The 16,564-nt window shown below is 67.5% G+C and carries 12 protein-coding genes; 7 read left to right on the top strand and 5 right to left on the bottom strand.

Translation table 11 applies throughout. The annotated features are described in order from the left end of the window. Positions 1-130: 130 nt before the first annotated feature. Together F6B43_RS02310 and zapE are read right to left on the bottom strand one after the other, a co-directional pair. Positions 131-1,408, bottom strand: coding sequence for an ammonium transporter (locus F6B43_RS02310; RefSeq protein ID WP_150447307.1), 1,278 nt, complete (start codon positions 1,406-1,408; stop codon positions 131-133). A 177-nt stretch (positions 1,409-1,585) separates the two neighbouring features. After that, positions 1,586-2,623, bottom strand: coding sequence for a cell division protein ZapE (gene zapE, locus F6B43_RS02305; protein ID WP_150447306.1), 1,038 nt, complete (start codon positions 2,621-2,623; stop codon positions 1,586-1,588). A gap of 136 nt (positions 2,624-2,759) precedes the next feature. On the opposite strand from zapE, the gene F6B43_RS02300 reads away from it, so the two are divergent. The 3 genes from F6B43_RS02300 (at position 2,760) to F6B43_RS02290 (ending at position 4,915) form a co-directional block, all read left to right on the top strand. Then, on the top strand, positions 2,760-3,665 hold the full coding sequence (locus tag F6B43_RS02300; RefSeq protein ID WP_150447305.1) for a sulfurtransferase: 906 nt from the start codon (positions 2,760-2,762) through the stop codon (positions 3,663-3,665). A 64-nt stretch (positions 3,666-3,729) separates the two neighbouring features. Then, positions 3,730-4,170, top strand: a complete 441-nt coding sequence (locus tag F6B43_RS02295; RefSeq protein WP_150447304.1) for a SufE family protein — start codon at positions 3,730-3,732, stop codon at positions 4,168-4,170. A 10-nt stretch (positions 4,171-4,180) separates the two neighbouring features. Continuing rightward, entirely contained in the window at positions 4,181-4,915 is a 735-nt protein-coding gene (locus F6B43_RS02290; RefSeq protein ID WP_150447303.1) for a dihydrofolate reductase family protein, read from the top strand. Here the strand turns inward: F6B43_RS02290 and F6B43_RS02285 are convergent. After that, positions 4,884-6,122 (bottom strand): alpha/beta hydrolase family protein, encoded by a 1,239-nt coding sequence (locus F6B43_RS02285; RefSeq protein WP_150447302.1) that lies wholly within the window; start codon positions 6,120-6,122, stop codon positions 4,884-4,886. The genes F6B43_RS02290 and F6B43_RS02285 overlap by 32 nt on opposite strands. A 25-nt stretch (positions 6,123-6,147) precedes the next feature. On the opposite strand from F6B43_RS02285, the gene F6B43_RS02280 reads away from it, so the two are divergent. The 4 genes from F6B43_RS02280 (at position 6,148) to F6B43_RS02265 (ending at position 11,410) form a co-directional block, all read left to right on the top strand. Beyond that, the gene (locus tag F6B43_RS02280) at positions 6,148-6,735 is read left to right on the top strand and encodes a DUF3000 domain-containing protein (protein ID WP_150447301.1); all 588 of its coding nucleotides are present in this window, start codon (positions 6,148-6,150) and stop codon (positions 6,733-6,735) included. Further along, positions 6,728-7,957, top strand: a complete 1,230-nt coding sequence (locus F6B43_RS02275; RefSeq protein WP_425486789.1) for a ribonuclease D — start codon at positions 6,728-6,730, stop codon at positions 7,955-7,957. The genes F6B43_RS02280 and F6B43_RS02275 overlap by 8 nt, the downstream gene beginning before the upstream one ends. A gap of 74 nt (positions 7,958-8,031) precedes the next feature. Next, positions 8,032-9,237 (top strand): thiolase family protein, encoded by a 1,206-nt coding sequence (locus tag F6B43_RS02270; protein WP_150447300.1) that lies wholly within the window; start codon positions 8,032-8,034, stop codon positions 9,235-9,237. A 10-nt stretch (positions 9,238-9,247) separates the two neighbouring features. After that, positions 9,248-11,410, top strand: a complete 2,163-nt coding sequence (locus tag F6B43_RS02265) for a 3-hydroxyacyl-CoA dehydrogenase NAD-binding domain-containing protein (protein WP_150447299.1) — start codon at positions 9,248-9,250, stop codon at positions 11,408-11,410. A gap of 108 nt (positions 11,411-11,518) precedes the next feature. Here the strand turns inward: F6B43_RS02265 and dxs are convergent, their stop codons facing one another. Together dxs and acnA are read right to left on the bottom strand one after the other, a co-directional pair. Continuing rightward, the gene (gene dxs / locus F6B43_RS02260) at positions 11,519-13,495 is read right to left on the bottom strand and encodes a 1-deoxy-D-xylulose-5-phosphate synthase (RefSeq protein ID WP_150447298.1); all 1,977 of its coding nucleotides are present in this window, start codon (positions 13,493-13,495) and stop codon (positions 11,519-11,521) included. 124 nt (positions 13,496-13,619) lie between these two features. Next, positions 13,620-16,466, bottom strand: coding sequence for an aconitate hydratase AcnA (gene acnA / locus F6B43_RS02255; protein ID WP_150447297.1), 2,847 nt, complete (start codon positions 16,464-16,466; stop codon positions 13,620-13,622). Positions 16,467-16,564: the final 98 nt, after the last annotated feature.

The raw sequence follows: 16,564 nt of genomic DNA, 5'->3' as shown, positions 1-16,564 counted from the left end.
GCCGAATTCATCCTGTCTCGGCGATTCCTCCTGTCTCGGTGCGGATCAGGCCACAGCGTCGCAGAAGGCGTGCACAGCGAAGGGGCGCCGCGAGTGATCGCGACGCCCCTTCGATGATCTGTGCGGGCTATCAGGCCTTGACGTCGGTCAGGACGTAGCCCTCTTCACCGTGCACCACGGTGTCGATACCGGCGATCTCGTCTTCGTTCTTGACGCGGAAGCCCATCGTCTTCTCGATGACCCAGCCGATCGCGAAGGCGAGCACGAACGAGTACACCAGCACGGCGAAGGCCGCGATCGCCTGAGCGAGCAGCTGTCGTCCGTCGCCGCCCACGAACAGGCCGGTGTTGTTGGCGAAGAAGCCGATGTACAGCGTTCCGATGAGGCCACCGACGAGGTGGACACCCACGACGTCGAGAGAGTCGTCGAAGCCGAGCTTGAACTTCAGGTCGACGGCCAGGCAGCAGACCGCACCGGCGATGATGCCGAGCAGGATCGCCCAGATCGGGTTGAGCGCGGCACACGCCGGGGTGATCGCGACGAGGCCGGCGACGGCGCCCGATGCGGCACCGACCGACGTGGGCTTGCCGTCGCGGATCTTCTCGACGACGAGCCAGGCCAGCAGCGCGGCTGCCGGAGCGGCGATCGTGTTGACGAACGCGATCGCAGCGGTGTTGTCGGCCGCGAGCTCAGAACCGGCGTTGAACCCGAACCAGCCGAACCACAGGAGTCCCGCGCCGAGGAGCACGAACGGCGGGTTGTGCGGGACGGTGATGCCCTTCTGGAACCCGACGCGCTTGCCGAGCACGAGCGCGAGGGCGAGGGCTGCGGCACCGGCGTTGATGTGGACGGCCGTGCCACCTGCGAAGTCGATCGCACCCACTCCGATCCAGGTTTGCAGACCGTACGTGATCCAGCCGCCGTAGCTGAAGGCTCCGGTGTCGGCGTCGAGTCCGAAGTTGAACACCCAGCTCGCGACCGGGAAGTAGACGATCGTCGCCCAGACGGCGGCGAAGATCATCCACGCGCCGAACTTGGCGCGGTCGGCGATGGCACCGGAGATGAGCGCGACCGTGATGATCGCGAACGTCGCCTGGAAGGCGACGAAGGCGAGCGGCGGGTAGGCGGCTCCCTCAGGCGTGGTCAGGAGCGACTCGAGTCCGAATTCGGAGGGGTCGATCGCCCAGGGCGACTGAATGGTCCCTGCACTCGTCGCCGGGAAGGCGATCGAGAAGCCGTAGAGCACCCACAGGACGCCGATCAGGCCCATGGCGCCGAAGCTCAGCATCATCATGCTGATCACGCTCTTGGCCTTCACGAGCCCACCGTAGAAGAACGCCAGGCCGGGTGTCATGAGCAGCACGAGCGCTGCGGCTAGCAGGATGAATGCGGTGTTGCCTTGATCCATCTCGGGGAGAACCTCTCTGCAGGGACGCAGGAATAGAGCGTCGGGTGACCCCAGTGTGTACAGCCCCGGTTACCGCGACGGTCGAAGGCATGTTTCCGAACGGTTACGCATGGCCCTGCCGTGTAAACATCGCGTTTCGCGAAGCACCGTGGGGGCCGTGAAAAGGGCGAGCCGGGCCTAGGAGTGCGTGAGTGCGATGAGTCGCGAGGTGGCGCGGAGGTACTTCTTGCGATAACCGCCGGCGAGCATCTCGTCGCCGAACACCTGATCCAGCGACAGTCCGGTCGCTCGAATCGGAATCTGCGCGTCGTAGGCGCGATCTATGAAGGCCACGAATCGCAGGGCCGACGACTGGTCCTCCAGCTGGGTCACGTCGCGGATGCCGATCTGCACGAGCCCGTCGAGCAGCCGCAGGTAGCGGCTGGGATGCACGTGCGCCAGGTGCTCGATGAGTGTGGCGAACGGGTCGTCGGAGGCGAGGCCCGTAGCCGCGGCATCCGCCACGGCCCGCTCGTACTCCGTGTCGGTGAGCACTCCGGCGTGACCGTCGAGCGCGCGCTGGCGATAGTCGGTGCCGTCGATGCGGATGGTTTCGAAGCTCGCGCTCATCGACTGGATCTCGCGAAGGAAGTCCTGCGCCGCGAAGCGCCCCTCGCCGAGGGCGTTGGGCGGAGTGTTGGATGTCGCAGCCAGCCGGGTCCCGCTGGAGACGAGCTCGCCGAGGAGACGCGTCATCACCATCGTGTCGCCCGGATCGTCGAGCTCGAACTCGTCGATGCAGAGCAGGTCGGAGCCGCGGAAGAGCTCGACGGTCTTCTGATAGCCCATCGCGCCCACGAGCGCCGTGTACTCGATGAACGAGCCGAAGTACTTCCGGCGTGCGGGCATCGCGTGGTAGATCGCCGCGAGCAGGTGCGTCTTGCCGACACCGAACCCGCCGTCGAGGTACACGCCCGGCTTGGTCTCGGGCATCTTCTTGGCCCGTCGGAAGAACCCCGCGCGCTCCGCGACGACGGAAGTCGCCCCCGAGAAGGCGAGGAGCTTCTCCTTGGCCTCCTGCTGCGACGGGAAGGCGGGGTCGACTCGATACGACTCGAAGGTCGCTCCGTTGAACTGCGGAGGCGGAACGAGCGCCGCCACCATCTCGGCGCCCGACACCTGGGGGGCGCGCTGGCCGATGTGGACGATACCGGCCGCTGCGGCTGTCGGGGTCATGGCGCAATCCTGTGTCGCAGTTTTACGGAATGGGTACATGCCCGGGCCCGGGAAATTAGGGTCGAAGGGGCGGTGACAACCCTACGCCGTCGCCGTGAGCGATCCCGAACCGTGAACATTCCCCCGAGGAGCCCCCGTGCCCGTCGAATACGACACCACATCCGCGAAGTTCGCCGAGTACTCCGAGCCAGGACGACTCGTCACCGGTGAGTGGCTCGAGGCGCACCTCGGTCAGCCGGGCCTCGTGATCGTGGAGTCCGACGAGGACGTGCTCCTCTACGAGACCGGCCACATCCCCGGCGCAGTCAAGGTCGACTGGCACACCGAGCTGAACGACCCTGTCGTGCGCGACTACGTCGACGGTGCGGGATTCGCCGACCTGCTCAGCCGCAAGGGCATCGCGCGCGACGACACGATCGTGATCTACGGCGACAAGAACAACTGGTGGGCTGCGTACGCGCTCTGGGTGTTCTCGCTGTTCGGCCACGAAGACGTGCGACTGCTCGACGGCGGCCGTGACAAGTGGCTCGCCGAGGGACGCCCCACGACGACGGATGCTGCCACCCGGCCGACGACCGAGTACCCGGTCGTCGAGCGCGACGACAGCGTGCTGCGCGCCTACAAGGACGACGTGCTGGCGCACTTCGGCCACCCCCTCATCGACGTCCGCTCCCCCGAGGAGTTCTCCGGAGAGCGCACCAGCGCGCCTGCCTACCCCGAGGAGGGCGCACTGCGCGCCGGGCACATCCCCTCCGCCCAGAACGTGCCGTGGGCCAAGGCGGTCGCCGAGGACGGCGGCTTCAAGCCCCGCGCTGAGCTCGACGCCATCTACCGCGACGGTGCCGGGCTCGCCGACGGGGACGACGTCATCGCCTACTGCCGCATCGGAGAGCGCTCGAGCCACACCTGGTTCGTGCTCAACCACCTGCTCGGGTTCGAGAATGTGCGCAACTACGACGGATCCTGGACCGAGTGGGGCAGTGCCGTGCGCGTGCCGATCGTCACGGGTTCCGAACCCGGACTCGCGCCGGTCGCCCGCTGATCTCTCTCGAACGCGCGCCGGCCGCGCGGAGCGCAGCATCCGGCACCGTGGCAGGATGGCGAAGATGACCGAGACGCCTCTTCCCGCCGCTCTCGCTGAGATCCGCGACGATTTCCTCGCGCTCGCGGAGCCCGACCGGCTGCAGCTTCTGCTCGAGTTCGCCTACGAGCTGCCGCCGATCCCGCCCGAGTACGAAGGGCATCCGGAACTGTGCGAGCGCGTCGTCGAGTGTCAGTCGCCGGTGTACATCGTCGTCGACGTCGACGACGACGGGGTCGTCGCGATGCACGCCACCGCGCCCATGGAGGCACCCACCACCCGTGGTTTCGCGAGCATCCTCGCCCAGGGGATCACCGGTCTGCAGGCGGATGAGGTCCTCGCCATCCCCGACGACTTCCCGCAGAGCATCGGGCTGACGCGGGCCGTGTCTCCCCTGCGCATCTCCGGGATGACGGGAATGCTGATGCGGGCCAAGCGCCAGGTGCGCGCCAAGATCGCCGCCTGAGCCCGTCACGATGACCCACGCGCCGTTGCTGGTCACCGAGGTGGTGCCGCGCAGTCTCTCCGCGGCGGATGTCGCCACCGAGCACGGTCGCGAATGGCTGCGGGCACGCTATGCCCGCGAAGGTTCGTACGTACGCCTCAACATGATCACGAGTCTCACCGGTTCTGCCGCAGGCGAGGACGGGACGAGCGAGACACTCACGAGCCGCATCGACCGCGGCATCCTCGGCGTCATCAGACGGGATGCCGACGTCGTCGTCGTCGGGGCACAGAGCGTGCGCGCGGAGGGCTACGTGGTTCCCCGCACGGCACGGCTCGCGATCGTCACCGGTTCGGGCAGGCTCGCAGGACACAGGCTCTCGCTCGAGCCCGGTGCCGAATCTGACCGCGTGCTGCTGATCTGCCCGGCCACCGTCGCCGACGAGGTCTCGCGCAGCGCTGCCGCCTACGGCGCCGTCGTGGTACCCGTGGCGGGAGATGCGCATCTCAGTCCGCGGGCGATCCTCGACGCGCTCGCCGCGCGAGGACTCACTCGCGTGGTGTGCGAGGGCGGCCCGACGCTCGCCGCGCAGTTCGCCGCGGCGGGGGTGATCGACGAATACTGCGTGAGCGTCGCACCGGTCATCGAACCGGCGCACGCACCGTTCCTCAGCGTCACGGCCGAGGGCCGACCCCGCACCGAGGTCGCCGGCATGCTCGTGGACGAAGCGGGCTTCAGCTTTCTGCGGCTGCGTGCGCGGGAGTGAGCCCCTGGCGCAGCACCCAGGAACGGATGCTGTCGCTCCACCTCTCCTGGTCGTAGTTCCACAGCTTCGTGTGGCGAGCGACCTCGAAGACCTCGAGCTCGACGAGGTCGGGACGCGCGGTCAGCAGGTCGTGCGAGGCGTCTGAGGGAACGAAGCCGTCGTCGTCGCTGTGCAGGATGAGGATCGGATGCTCCAGCTCCGCCGCCCTCGAAACCACATCGAGCCGATCGAACGGGATCGGGGCACCCGTGCCGGTCACGGCTGTCGCCCAGTCGGCGCCCAGCGCCCCCAGCGCGAGACCCGTGACAGGGCTCGGCAGATGCAGGAGCTTTGCCTGATACGACAGCACGAGGCGCCAATCGAGCACTGGCGAGTCGAGCACGAGGCCCACGATCGCATCGCGGTGAGGCGAATTCAGCGCCAGTTGCAGGGCGATCGCGCCCCCCATGGACCAGCCCATGATGATCACCCGGCGGGCGCCGCGTCGGCGGGCGAACACCACAGCCGCCTCGACGTCCCGCCATTCGGTCGCCCCGAGCGCGTAGGTGCCTGCCCGGCTCCGCGGCGCTTCTCCGTCGTTTCGATACGACACGAGGAGCGAGGTGATCCCGAGCTCGTGGAAGACCGGTACCGCGCGCAGGCACTCCGACCGGGTCGTGCCGCGCCCGTGCACCTGGATCACCCAGACATCGGTGTCGACGGCGGCAGGGAACAGCCACGCCGGGCACGGACCCGACGGGGAACCGATGAGCTCTGATGTGAAGGGCAGGTGCAGCTCTTCCGGCCGGGCGAAGTACCAGCCGCTGAATGCCGCCTGTGCCGCCAGGTGCGATTCGGTGCCGATGTGAGTGAGGAGCTTGCGCTTGACGGTCGTGGCATCCTCGGCCAGCACCGAACCGAGTTTCACGTACTGCTCGGTGCCGGTGGTGAAGAGTCCGTAACGCCCCGGCAAGCGCGAGTCCGGCGTGCTCGAGAGGGTGATCGTCTGCGCTGCGGTGTCCAGCCCGAGGATGCGGGTGTCGGGCACCCGCCCCGCGGGGGTCACGACCGTTCGGGCGACACGCACGGACGTGACGGTGAGTGCGGCCAATACGGCGACCAACGCCGCGCTGAGAACGGTCACCGCCGTCTTCACTGCGGCAAGGATCGGAGGGGCGAGGAGCTGGGGAGTGGCACCGCGCGTCGCGGCGCGCCTGGGGACGAGCATCGAGGCCTCACTCTAGTCTGTCGACGTGGCTGACCATCGTCTCCCGGCGGCTCCCCTGTCGTTCGCCCACGCGGCGGCCGAGGTGCGGAGCACCGCCTTCCGCGACGATCTCGTGGTGCGCGAGATCCCGGCGCCTGCCGGTGTCGCCCCCGAGGCGATCGCTCTCGCCGGCGACATCCGCCCCGAGGCCGAGGGCGACTCCCCGTACGGCACGGGCCGGTTCATCTTGCTGCACGATGCGGATGAGCCTGCGGCGTGGAACGGTGCATGGCGCATCGTATGCTTCGCGCAGGCACCGCTGGAGTCTGAGATCGGCACGGATCCGCTGCTCGCCGACGTCGCGTGGTCGTGGCTGATCGATGCGCTCGACTCGCGCGGTGCCGTGTATCACTCGGCATCCGGAACTGCGACCAAGACGCTCTCGAAGGGTTTCGGTTCTCTCGCCGAAGAGGGTGACGGCGCCCAGATCGAGCTCCGCGCCTCGTGGTCGCCGTCCGGGAGCATGACCCCGCACGTCGAAGCGTGGGCCGAACTGGTCTGCATGCTCGGAGGTCTTCCTCCGGGCTCCGAGGGCATCGCGCTGCTCGGACCCCAGAGGACGACACGTGACTGAACTGCCTCCGACTGACCATCCCGCTCCCGAGTACGTGGTGATCGCGGATGCCGACGGCCTGCGCGAGGCCTCTGCTCTGCTGGCCGCGGGCAACGGCCCGGTGGCCGTCGATGTCGAGCGTGCCTCGGGATTCCGCTATTCGCAGCGCGCCTATCTGATCCAGGTGTTCCGTCGAGGCGCCGGGTTCTTCCTCTTCGACCCGCCCCCGATCGGCGACTTCGCTCCGTTGCAAGCGGCGATCGGGGATGTCGAATGGGTGCTTCACGCCGCGAGCCAGGACCTTCCGTCACTGCGCGAGCTCGCCCTGGAACCGCCGTCGATCTTCGACACAGAACTCGCCGCGCGTCTGCTCGGCCATGAACGAGTCGGATTGGGTGCCGTCGTCGAGGACACGCTCGGCATCACGCTGGCCAAGGCGCATTCCGCCGCGGACTGGTCGACGCGCCCGCTCCCGCAATCCTGGCTGGAGTACGCGGCGCTGGATGTCGAGCACCTCATCGACGTGCGCGACGTGCTCGCCGCGGAGCTCGCCGAACAGTCCAAGACAGCCCTCGCCGCCGAGGAGTTCGAAGCCGTCCGCACGCGACTGCCGCGCCCCGTCCGAGAGGATCCGTGGCGGCGCCTGAGCGGGTTGCACACGGTACGCGGCCGGCGGTCGCTCGCGGTCGCGCGTGCTCTGTGGATCGCCCGCGAGGAGTACGCCAAGGCCGAGGACGTCTCTCCCGGCCGCCTCGTGCCCGATCGATCGCTCATCGCCGCCGTGCTCGCCGACCCTGCCTCCCGGCAGGAGCTCGCGCAGCTGAAGGACTTCACCGGCCGAGCCAGCCGCAGCCAGCTCGATCGCTGGTGGGCCGCGATCGAGTCGGGGAGAGCAACCACCGATCTTCCCTCCGAACGCGGCGCGGGCGGCGACACGCTGCCGCCGCCGCGCGCGTGGGCGGACCGCAATCCCGAAGCCGATGCGCGCCTGAAAGCCGCGCGGATCGCCGTCGAGGCCAGGGCAGCGGAAATGCACATGCCGACGGAGAACCTCCTCACCCCCGATCTTCTGCGTCGCGTCGCATGGGCGCCGCCGTCGGACGGCAGCGCGAACAGCATCGGTGAAGCGCTGGCGGGTCTCGGCGCGCGGCCCTGGCAGATTGAGGAAACCTCACAGAGGATTGCCGATGCCTTTGTGGAATCCCTGCAAGTGGCTCCGGCGGCTCCGGAGGACGATTCGTAGGTTCAGCCCAACCGATGCCGGGCCTGTGCGCGCCGAACCTAGGCTGGTGTCGAACCCCTAGTTTTGGAGGCAGAGTGGCCGAGATCTCGGACGTCTTCTTCGTCGATGGAGTGCGCACCCCGTTCGGGCGCGCCGGCGAAAAAGGCCAGTACTGGAATACCCGATCCGACGACCTGGCGGTGAAGGCGACCATCGGGCTGATGGAGCGCAACCCGAAGGTGCCCGGTGATCGCATCGACGATTACGCGCTGGCCGCGACATCGCAGACCGGCGACCAGGGCCTGACCCTCGGTCGATCCGTCGCGATCCTGTCCGGTCTCCCGTTGACCGTCCCGGGCTTCGCGATCGACCGGATGTGCGCGGGCGCTATGACGAGCGTCACGACGATGGCCGGTGCGATCGGGATCGGCATGTACGACCTCGCTCTCGCGGGCGGCGTGGAGCACATGGGTCGTCACCCTCTGGACGGCAGCAATGTCGATCCGAATCCGCGATTCGTCTCTGAGAAGCTCGTCAGCCCGGATGCCTTGAACATGGGACTGACGGCTGAGCGGATCCACGACCGGTTCCCCGAGCTGACCAAGGAGCGCGCCGACCGGTTCGGCATGCTCAGCCAGCACAAGGCCCAGGCGGCCTACGAAGCGGGCAAGTTCCAGCCCGACCTCGTGTCGGTCGCGATCAAGGGCGACGACGGCGCGTGGGGTCTTGCGACGGAGGACGAGGGCCGCAGGCCCGAGACCACGATGGGGGGCCTGGCGGGTCTGAAGACGCCCTTCCGTCCGCATGGCCGTGTCACGGCGGGCACATCGTCGCCGCTCACCGATGGGGCGACGGTGAGCCTCCTCGCGGGGAGTGCCGCCGTCAAGGAATTCGGTCTCGCGCCGAAGATGAAGCTGGTCTCGTTCGCCTTCGCCGGCGTCCAGCCCGAGATCATGGGCATCGGCCCGATCCCGTCGACAGAGAAGGCGCTGCGGAAGGCGGGGCTCACGATCGATGACATCGGACTGTTCGAGCTCAACGAAGCCTTCGCCATCCAGGTGATCTCGCTGCTCGATCACTTCGGCATCGCCGATGACGACCCGCGGGTCAACCAATGGGGCGGCGCGATAGCCCTCGGGCACCCCCTCGCAGCCTCCGGCGTCCGGCTCATGATCCAGCTCGCCGCCCAGTTCGCCGAGCGCCCCGACGTCCGCTACGGCCTCACGGCCATGTGCGTCGGCCTCGGCCAGGGCGGCTCGGTCATCTGGGAGAACCCGCACTACAACGGCAAGCGGAAGTAGGGCACAGCGGATGACGAACCACGCTCCCGATCAGTACTCGAAGGTCGATTTCAGCCCCATCCTCGCGATGACCGACGGCGAAGTGGTCACGCACTCCCCGGTGCGAGACATCCGCCTCTCCTCCGGGAAGGTGCTCGCCCTGATCACGCTCGACAACGGGCGCGATCACACCCGGCCCAACACCCTGGGACCGGCGACCCTCAAGGAACTCAGCGAGACCCTCGACGGCCTCGCGGCCCGAGCGACCGCCGGTGAGATCCAGGCGGTGGGGATCACCGGCAAGCAGTACATCCTCGCGGCGGGTGCCGACCTCAGCGACATCACGAAGGTCGGCTCGAAAGACAACGCGCGTCTGGTCGCACAGTTCGGCCATCATGTGCTGGGCCGGCTCTCCGAACTCGGTGTTCCGTCCTTCGCCTTCGTGAACGGATTGGCTCTCGGCGGCGGGCTCGAGATCGCGCTGAACTCGACCTATCGCACGGTGGACGCTTCTGCCGCTGCGATCGCGCTTCCCGAGGTCTTCCTCGGGATCATCCCGGGCTGGGGCGGCGCGTATCTGCTGCCGAACCTGATCGGCATCGAGAACGCGCTCGAAGTCGTCATCTCGAACCCGCTGAAGCAGAACCGGATGCTGAAGCCCCAGCAGGCGTTCGACTACGGGATCGTGGACGCGATCTTCCCGGCCTCGAATTATCTCGAGGACTCGCTGCGCTGGGCCGATCATGTCCTGGACGGCACCGTGAAGGTGACGCGGAAGAACGAGCCGGGAAAGCTCGAACGGCTCACGAAGTGGCCCATCGCGATCAAGATGGCGCGTGGGATGCTCGAGAGCCGGATCGGCACGGTGCCGAAGTCTCCGTACGCGGCGTTGGAGCTGCTCGACAAAGCCAAGAGCGGCACGAGGGAAGAGGGCTTCGCACGCGAAGATGAGGCTCTGGCCGAACTCGTCACGGGTGACCAGTTCGCCGCATCCATGTATGCGTTCGATCTCGTGCAGAAGCGAGCGAAGCGGCCGGTCGGCGCGCCGGACAAGGCGCTCGCGAAGAAGGTCACGAAGGTCGGCATCATCGGCGCCGGGCTGATGGCGAGCCAGTTCGCTCTGCTGTTCGTCCGCCGCCTGCAGGTGCCGGTGCTGATCACCGACCTCGACCAGGAGCGTGTCGACAAGGGTCTCTCGTACATCCGTGACGAGATCGGCAAGCTCGAGGCCAAGGGCCGCATCGACGGCGACCAGGCGAACAAGCTCCGCGGTCTCATTCACGGCACCACCGACAAGACCGAGTACGCGGACTGCGACTTCGTCATCGAGGCTGTCTTCGAAGAGGTCGGCGTCAAGCAGCAGGTGTTCGGCGACATCGAGAAGATCATCGCGCCCGATGCGATCCTGGCGACGAACACCTCGTCACTGTCGGTCGAGGAGATCGGGGCGAAGCTCGAGCACCCCGAGCGCCTCGTGGGCTTCCACTTCTTCAACCCGGTCGCCGTGATGCCGCTCATCGAGATCGTCAAGACGCCCGCCACGAACGACGCGGCCCTGTCGACGGCGTTCGTGGTCGCGAAGGGACTCGGCAAGAACGCGGTTCTCACGGCGGACGCCCCTGGATTCGTGGTCAACCGCCTGCTGGCCAAAGTCATGGGCGAGGCCGCACGCGCGGTCTACGAGGGGACGCCGCTGCTGACGGTCGAGAAGGCGTTCGGGCCTCTGGGGCTGCCGATGACACCCTTCCAGCTGATCGATCTGGTCGGCTGGAAGGTCGCCGCCCACGTGCAGGACACGATGGCGCATGCCTTCCCTGACCGCTTCTTCGCGTCCGAGAACTTCCACAAGCTCGCTGAGCTGCCGGAGGTCGTCGAGAAGGACAAGAGCGGCAGGGTGACCGGATGGTCGAAGGCGGCCGAGAAGGTCCTCAAGGGCGAAGTCGGTTCCACACCCTCCAGTGAGGCCGACATCCTCGCCCGCGTCCAGGAGGGCCTGGCCGAGGAGATCAAGCTCATGCTCGACGAGGGAGTGGTCCCGGAGGTCGAGGACATCGACCTCTGCCTCATCCTCGGGGCCGGATGGCCCTTCATCGATGGCGGGGCCTCGCCCTACCTCGACCGTGAGGGTGCGTCCGAGCGCGCATTCGGCGGGTCGTTCCACACGCCGAAGATCGTGGGCATCGCCTCGCGATAGTGCGAGACACCGCGACGATGGTGAGGGGCGGATGCTGCGGCATCCGCCCCTTGTTCATTCCCCTCACGGAACCCGCCGCGTGTTCGTACCGGCGGGCGCTCCCGCGTGTCAGTCGCCGCGCTCGAGTCCGCGTGGCGGTGCCGTGTCGGGTGAGATGTCTGACATGAGCCAGGAGCCGTCGTCCTTCGCCGGGCGGGCGACGGGAATGCGGGTGCCGAGAACCTGTGCGACGACGTCCTGGGCGATCTTCGCGGCGGTGAGCCCGGCATCCTCGAGGATCTGCTCGCGGGAGGCGTGCGCGATGAATTCATCGGGAAGACCGAGCTCGTCGACGGCGGTGTCGACACCCGCTTCGCGCAGGACCTGCCGCACGCGGGTACCCACTCCCCCGACGCGGATGCCGTCCTCGATCGTGATGACGAGGCGATGGCGCGCAGCCAGCGCCACGATCGACGGGCTCACCGGCACCGCCCAGCGGGGGTCGACGACTGTGGCGCCGATGCCCTGATCGCGAAGGCGCCCCGCCACGTCGACGGCGAGATGCGCCATGGGCCCGATGCCGACGAGCAGCACGTCTTCCGAGTCGCTTCGCCACAGGACGTCCGTGCCGTCGTGCAGCCGCTCGAGCGCGGGGAGCTCTTCTCCGACCGCCCCCTTGGGGAATCGGATGACAGTCGGCGCGTCATCCACCGCGACAGCCTCACGCAGCGCCTCGTCGAGCCGGGTCGCATCGCGCGGGGCCGCGATCCGGATGTGCGGCACGAGCTGCAGCATGGCCAGATCCCAGATGCCGTGATGGCTCGGACCGTCGGGCCCGGTCACGCCGGCGCGGTCGAGTACGAACGTGACCCCCGCGCGGTGGAGTCCGACATCCATCATCACCTGGTCGAACGCTCGGTTCATGAACGTCGCGTAGATCGCCACGACGGGGTGGATGCCGCCGAAGGCCATCCCGGCGGCTGAAGCGACCGCATGCTGTTCGGCGATGCCGACGTCGTAGACCCGGTCGGGGAAGCGCTGCGCGAACGGCAAGAGACCCGTCGGACGCAACATGGCGGCGGTCATCGCGATGACGTCTTCCCGCTCTTCACCGATCTCGACGAGTGTCTGAGCGAACACGTCGGACCACGCCGTGCTGGTCGACCCGCCGATCGTCTCGCCCGTCAGCGGGTCGATCTTGCCGACCGCGTGGAACTGGTCGGCCTCGTCCTCACGTGCGGGCGCGTAACCGCGGCCCTTCTCTGTGATCGCGTGAACGATCACCGGCGCGCCGTAGCTCTTGGCAAGGGCGAGCGTCTCGATCATCGCCTCGAGGTCGTGCCCGTCGACCGGGCCGAGGTACTTGATGTCGAGGTTGGAATACAGGGCGGCGTTGTTCGCGAATCGCGACAGGAATCCGTGCGTGCCGCCGCGGACGCCGCGGTACACCGCCCGCGCCGCCGGCCCGAGCCGGGCGAACAGGGTTCCCGTGCTCTCGTAGAGGTTGCGGTACGCCTCGCCGGTGCGCATCCGGTTGAGATAGCGCGCCATCCCGCCGATGGTCGGAGCATACGAGCGCCCGTTGTCATTGACGATGATCACAAGATTGCGGTCATTGTCGTCGGAGATGTTGTTGAGCGCCTCCCACGTCATGCCCCCCGTGAGGGCGCCGTCGCCGACGACGGCGACGACGTGCCTGTCGGCGCGGCCGGTGCGGGTCAAGGCTCGCGAGACGCCGTCCGCCCAGCTGAGCGAACTCGATGCGTGCGAAGACTCGACCACGTCATGCACGCTCTCTGCGCGCTGGGGGTAGCCCGCGAGCCCCTCGCGTGTGCGGAGTCCGGAGAAGTCCTGCCGCCCGGTGAGCAGCTTGTGCACGTATGACTGGTGACCCGTATCGAAGATCACCGGGTCGTCCGGCGAGTCGAAGACTCGGTGGAGCGCGATCGTCAGTTCCACGACGCCCAGATTGGGACCGAGGTGGCCCCCGGTCTTGGAGACGTTCTCGATGAGGAACCCGCGGATCTCTTCGGCGAGCTCTCGCAACTCGCCGATATCGAGCGCGTCGAGGTCGCGGGGGCCGCTGATCGATGACAGTCGAGACATCCACACCCCTTTCCCGAGCGTCGTTCGAGTCTACCGGTCGATCGTCCGCGAAGCCCGTTGGCGGCAACGCGAAAGGCTCCGGATGCGGCAGCCCGCCGCATCCGGAGCCTTCCCCGAGAATGGACTAGACGAGCGAACGCAGCACGTACTGCAGGATGCCGCCGTTGCGGTAGTAGTCGGCCTCACCGGGCGTGTCGATGCGAACGACCGCATCGAACTCGACGGTCTGCTTGCCCTCGGCGGAGAACTCGCTCGGAGCGGCGGTGACGTGCACCGTCTTGGGCGTCACGCCCTCGTTGAGCCTCTCAAGCCCCGTGATCGAGACGACCTCCGTGCCGTCGAGCCCGAGCGAACCCCAGCTCTCGCCCGCCGGGAACTGCAGGGGGACGACGCCCATGCCGATGAGGTTCGAGCGGTGGATGCGCTCGAAGCTCTCGGTGATGACGGCCTTCACACCCAGCAGGCTCGTACCCTTCGCCGCCCAGTCGCGCGATGATCCGGAGCCGTACTCCTTGCCGCCGAAGATCACGAGCGGAGTGCCCGCGGCCTGGTAGTTCTGGCTCGCGTCGTAGATGAACGCCTGCGGGCCGCCCTCCTGCGTGAAGTCGCGGGTGAAGCCACCCTCGACCTCTGCGCCGTCGTTGACGGAGCGGACGAGCTGGTTCTTCAGGCGGATGTTCGCGAAGGTTCCGCGGATCATCACTTCGTGGTTGCCTCGGCGCGATCCGTAGGAGTTGAAGTCCTTGCGGTCGACACCGTGCTCGGCGAGATAGTGACCGGCGGGGCTGTCGGCTTTGATGTTGCCGGCCGGGCTGATGTGGTCGGTCGTCACCGAATCAAGGAGGGTCGCCATCACACGCGCGCCCTGGATGTCGGAGACCGGCGTCAGCTCCATCGTCATACCGTCGAAGTACGGGGGCTTGCGGACGTAGGTCGAGGCGTCGTCCCACTCGAACACATCGCCGGTCGGCGTCGGGAGCGTCTGCCAGCGCTCGTCGCCCTCGAAGACGCTCGCGTACTGGTGCGTGAACATCTCTTTGTTGATCGACGAGTCGATCGTCGACTGCACCTCGGCCGCGTCGGGCCAGATGTCCTTCAGGAACACGTCGTTGCCGTCGGAGTCCTGACCCAGGGCATCGGTCTCGAAGTCGAAGTTCATCGAACCGGCCAGCGAATACGCGATCACCAGAGGCGGGCTGGCGAGGTAGTTCATCTTGACGTCGGGATTGATCCGGCCCTCGAAGTTCCGGTTGCCCGACAGGACGGCGGTCACCGCGAGGTCGTTCTCGTTGATCGCCGCAGACACCTCCTCGATGAGCGGCCCGGAGTTCCCGATGCAGGTCGTGCAGCCATACCCGACCGTGTAGAACCCGAGGTCTTCGAGGTCCTGGGTGAGCCCGGCCTTCTCGTAGTAGTCGGTGACGACCTTCGAGCCGGGTGCGAGGGTCGTCTTGACCCACGGCTTGGCCTTCAGGCCCTTCTTCACGGCGTTGCGCGCCAGCAGTCCCGCCGCCAGCATCACCGACGGGTTCGACGTGTTCGTGCAGGAGGTGATGGCCGCGATCGTGACGGCGCCGTGGTCGAGGACGAATTCCTGTCCGTCGGCGAGGGTGACCGGTGAGGGCTTGGATGCGGCGCGAGGCGCGTGACTGCGGTGATGGTGCGCGTGGTGGCTGTACTCCTCTTCGGGCGAGTTGTTCGGCGGGTCGGATGCCGGGAAGGACTCGGCGCCTTCGAGGTCGACCAGGTCGTGGTCCACCTCGGCGTAGTTGACGAGGTCGCTCTCGAACTGTGCCTTCGAACGCGAGAGCTCGATGCGGTCCTGCGGGCGCTTCGGACCGGCGATCGACGGGACGACCGTCGACAGGTCGAGCTCCATGTACTCGCTGAACACCGGCTCGTGTGCCGCGTCATGCCAGAGCGACTGCTCTTTCGCATAGGCCTCGACGAGGGCCAGCTGCTGCTCGCTGCGACCGGTCAGGCGCAGGTAATCGATCGTGACGTCATCGATCGGGAAGATCGCGGCGGTCGAACCGAACTCGGGGCTCATGTTGCCGATCGTTGCGCGGTTGGCCAAGGGCACCGACGCGACGCCCTCGCCGTAGAACTCCACGAACTTGCCGACGACGCCGTGCTTGCGCAGCAGGTCGGTGATCGTGAGGACGACGTCCGTCGCCGTGACGCCGGTGGGGATCGTACCGACGAGCTTGAAGCCGACGACCTTGGGGATCAGCATCGACACGGGCTGCCCGAGCATCGCGGCCTCTGCCTCGATACCGCCGACGCCCCAGCCGAGCACACCGAGTCCGTTGACCATCGTGGTGTGCGAGTCGGTGCCGACGCAGGTGTCGGGGTATGCGCGGAGGACCGATTCCCCCGTGCTCGAGTTGGTCGAGACCCGGTCGTAGATGACCTTCGCGAGGTGCTCGATGTTCACCTGGTGGACGATGCCCGTGCCCGGCGGGACGACCTTGAAGTCATCGAAAGCGGTCTGACCCCACCGCAGGAACTGGTAACGCTCGCCGTTGCGCTCGTACTCGATCTCGACGTTGCGCTCGAGGGCGTTCTCGGTGCCGAACAGGTCGGCGATGACCGAGTGGTCGATGACCATCTCTGCCGGGGAGAGCGGATTGATCTTCTTGGCGTCGCCGCCGAGGGCTGCCACCGCCTCGCGCATCGTGGCGAGGTCGACGATGCAGGGGACGCCGGTGAAGTCCTGCATCACCACGCGGGCCGGGGTGAACTGGATCTCGGTGTCGGGCTCGGCCTCGGGCACCCACGAGCCCAGCGCCTCGATCTGGCCCTTCGTCACATTCGCACCGTCTTCGGTGCGCAGCAGGTTCTCCAGCAGCACCTTGAGGCTGAACGGGAGCTTCTCGTAGCCGGCGACCTTGTCGATGCGGAAGATCTCGTAGTCGGTGCTGCCGACCGTCAGGGTGCTCTTGGCACCGAAGCTGTCTACCGTGGACACGTGCGTCTCCTTCTTCGACGGCGGAAACCGACCGCGAGGCTCGGCATCCCCATCTTTCCCGTACCGGCGCGCGCAGGCTAGTGAGGATCACCTAACCG

It is taken from the genome of Microbacterium rhizomatis (genome assembly GCF_008710745.1).
In the GTDB taxonomy this organism is placed as follows: Bacteria; Actinomycetota; Actinomycetes; order Actinomycetales; family Microbacteriaceae; genus Microbacterium; species Microbacterium rhizomatis.
This window is presented reverse-complemented; position numbering and strand designations above follow the sequence as displayed.

What these genes read in the sequence shown, in the direction of transcription:
- F6B43_RS02310 (WP_150447307.1), bottom strand. Translation starts at nt 1,408, where the DNA reads ATGGATCAAGGCAACACCGCATTCATCCTGCTAGCCGCAGCGCTCGTG.
- zapE (WP_150447306.1), bottom strand. Translation starts at nt 2,623, where the DNA reads ATGACCCCGACAGCCGCAGCGGCCGGTATCGTCCACATCGGCCAGCGC.
- F6B43_RS02295 (WP_150447304.1), top strand. Translation starts at nt 3,730, where the DNA reads ATGACCGAGACGCCTCTTCCCGCCGCTCTCGCTGAGATCCGCGACGAT.
- F6B43_RS02290 (WP_150447303.1), top strand. Translation starts at nt 4,181, where the DNA reads ATGACCCACGCGCCGTTGCTGGTCACCGAGGTGGTGCCGCGCAGTCTC.
- F6B43_RS02285 (WP_150447302.1), bottom strand. Translation starts at nt 6,122, where the DNA reads ATGCTCGTCCCCAGGCGCGCCGCGACGCGCGGTGCCACTCCCCAGCTC.
- F6B43_RS02265 (WP_150447299.1), top strand. Translation starts at nt 9,248, where the DNA reads ATGACGAACCACGCTCCCGATCAGTACTCGAAGGTCGATTTCAGCCCC.
- dxs (WP_150447298.1), bottom strand. Translation starts at nt 13,495, where the DNA reads ATGTCTCGACTGTCATCGATCAGCGGCCCCCGCGACCTCGACGCGCTC.